Raw genomic sequence first — 3,147 nt, forward strand, 5'->3', positions numbered from 1 at the left:
GAGGTGACCAGGGGTATGCGGGACGGGGCTGTGGCGGTGGCAAAGAAGGCCGCGGGGGCCGCAGGGGCCGAGTGGGCGGCTGGTACGGCGCTTCGAGCCGAGGGCGTGCACGCGCCCGTGCCCGTACGGCTCGCGGCCGTCTTCCTGCCCGCGCCGCTCCCGCGCCAGGGGAGGGTGGCTTTCTGGGACCCGGAGGACGCCTACGGGCAGCCACCTGGTCCTGGTCCTGGTCCTGGTCCTGGCCCTGGTCCTGGCCCTGGCTCTGATACCGGGCAGTCCGTCCGCGACACCGAGCTCACGGTCGTACGTCGGCACGGCGCCGGAGTCCGCAGGGCCACCGTCCCCGCGGTGTCCCTGCCGGTCGGCGAGGCCCTGCCGCTGCTCGCCCGGGCCCGCCACGATGCCGCCGCGCACCCCGCCACGGCCTGCTGGGGCGCGGCCGCGCTGCACGCCCTGCGGCTCGTCGCGCGCGGGCGGCTGCTGCCAGGGCTGACGGCACAGGGACACGACGCCTGGCGGGCGGGCCCCCTCGACCCCGACGACATCGCGCACCTGAGAGCGGTGGCGGCGGCCCTCCCGTACGAGGGCCACGCCGTCCCGCTGCCCGGCAAGGGCCCCCTGCGGCTGCCCGAGCCCGAGGCGCTGATGCGGTCCTTCCTGGACGCGGTCGCCGACACCCTGCCCCGCACCCCGGCCGCGCCGTACACCTCCGGGAAACCCTTCGCCGCGGCCGCCGCGCAGCGTCTGCCCGGCGCGCGGGACTGGGCCGCGGAGGTCGCCGCGGGCATGGACGCGGGCGTACGGATCTCGCTGCGGCTCGACCTGTCGGCGTACGACCTCTTCGACGACGACGGTGAGGGCGCGCGGCGGGCCGGTGCGGCCGTCGTCCAGGTGCACAGCCTCGCCGACCCGACGCTCGTCGTCGACGCGGCGGCGCTGTGGGCGGGGGACACCGGGGGCGCCGACACGGCCTTCGGCCCGCGCGCGCGTGTGGACGCCGCCCTCGCCGTACGCCGGGCGGCCCGCGTCTGGGCGCCCCTGGAGCGGCTCTCGGACCAGGACGTGCCGGACGTCCTCGCGCTCTCCGAGGAGGAGCTGTCCGACCTGCTGGGCGTCGTCGCCACCCGGCTCGGCGCGGCCGGTGTCGCCGTGCACTGGCCGCGGGACCTGGCCCAGGACCTGAGCGCCACGGCCGTGGTGCGCCCCGCGCCCGGCTCGGCCAAGGACGGCACGGGCTTCTTCGAGAGCGAGGAACTGCTGCGGTTCAGCTGGCAGTTGGCGCTCGGCGGCGATCCGCTCAGCGAGGCCGAGATGGACGCGCTGGCCGAGGCCCACCGCCCGGTCGTACGGCTGCGCGACCAGTGGGTGCTCGTCGACCCGGCGCTCGTCCGCAAGGCCCGCAAACGCGAGCTGGGCCTGCTCGATCCGGTCGACGCGCTCTCGGTGGCCCTCACCGGCACCGCCGAGGTCGACGGGGAGACGGTGGAGGCGGTGCCGACGGGCGCGCTCGCGGCGCTGCGCGACCGGCTGACGACCGGCGTGGACACCGTGGAACCACCGCCCGGCCTGGCCGCCCGCCTCCGCGACTACCAGCTCCGGGGCCTGGCCTGGCTGGACCTCATGACCTCCCTCGGCCTCGGCGGCTGCCTGGCCGACGACATGGGCCTCGGCAAGACGGTCACGGTCATCGCGCTGCATCTGCGCCGCGCCCGCGGCGAGCCGACGCTCGTCGTCTGCCCGGCCTCCCTGCTGGGCAACTGGCAGCGGGAGATCACGCGGTTCGCCCCCGGTGTCCCCGTCCGCCGCTACCACGGCCCGGAGCGCACCCTGGAGGAGCTGGACGGCGGTTTCGTCCTCACCACGTACGGCACGATGCGGTCGGCGGCACCGCGGCTGGCCGAACAGCCCTGGGGCATGGTCGTCGCGGACGAGGCGCAGCACGTCAAGAACCCGTACTCGGCGACCGCGAAGGCGCTGCGGACCATCCCGGCCCCCGCCCGCGTGGCGCTCACGGGCACACCCGTCGAGAACAACCTCTCCGAGCTCTGGGCCCTTCTCGACTGGACGACACCGGGCCTGCTGGGCCCTCTCAAGTCCTTCCGCGCCCGCCACGCGCGTGCCGTGGAGACCGGTGAGGACGAGGAGGCGATCGAGCGCCTCGCCCGCCTCGTCCGCCCCTTCCTCCTCCGCCGCAAGAAGTCCGACCCGGGCATCGTCCCCGAGCTGCCGCCGAAGACGGAGACGGACCACCCGGTGCCGCTGACCCGCGAACAGGCCGCGCTGTACGAGGCGGTGGTGCGCGAGTCGATGCTGGCGATCGAGACGGCGGAGGGCATCGGGCGCCGGGGCCTGGTGCTCAAGCTCCTGGGCGCGCTCAAGCAGATCTGCGACCACCCGGCGCTGTATCTGAAGGAGGACATCCAGGGCCCGTCCCACGGCGGCGACGGCCTGGCGGCCCGTTCCGGCAAACTCGCCCTGCTGGACGAGCTCCTGGACACGCTCCTCTCGGAGGACGGCTCGGCGCTGGTCTTCACCCAGTACGTGGGCATGGCCCGCATGATCACCGCGCATCTGGCCGCTCGCGCGATTCCCGTGGAGCTCCTCCACGGAGGGACCCCGGTCAGTGACCGCGAGAAGATGGTGGACCGCTTCCAGAGCGGAGCCACCCCGGTTCTGGTCCTCTCGCTCAAGGCGGCGGGCACGGGCCTGAACCTGACCCGCGCGGGCCATGTCGTCCACTTCGACCGCTGGTGGAACCCGGCCGTCGAGGAACAGGCCACCGACCGCGCCTACCGCATCGGCCAGACCCAGCCCGTCCAGGTCCACCGCCTCATCACCGAGGGCACCGTCGAGGACCGCATCGCCGAGATGCTGGAGTCCAAACGGGCCCTCGCCGACGCGGTCCTCGGCTCCGGCGAGTCGGCCCTCACCGAGCTGACGGACCGCGAGCTGGCCGACCTCGTGTCACTGCGGAGGACGTCATGAACGGGGCGGAGGAGGAACTGCGGACCGGCCCGGGCCCCGATTCGGGCTCGGGTCCCGATTCGGGGTCGGGTGCGGATTCGGGGTCGGGCTCGGGGCCGGGTTCGGGTTCGGGTTCCGAGGGTGCGCGCCCGGCCGATGCCGCGCGCCGGGCACTGCGGGCGG

The 3,147-nt window shown here is 75.1% G+C and carries 1 protein-coding gene; it reads left to right on the plus strand.

Translation table 11 applies throughout. The annotated features are described in order from the left end of the window. The first annotated feature begins 15 nt into the window (after nt 1–15). The gene (locus tag FNH04_RS43700; protein WP_228031979.1) at nt 16–2,985 is read left to right on the plus strand and encodes a DEAD/DEAH box helicase; all 2,970 of its coding nucleotides are present in this window, start codon (nt 16–18) and stop codon (nt 2,983–2,985) included. Nucleotides 2,986–3,147 lie beyond the last annotated feature (162 nt).

The organism is Streptomyces phyllanthi (assembly GCF_009377205.1).
Classification (GTDB): Bacteria; Actinomycetota; Actinomycetes; order Streptomycetales; family Streptomycetaceae; genus Streptomyces; species Streptomyces phyllanthi.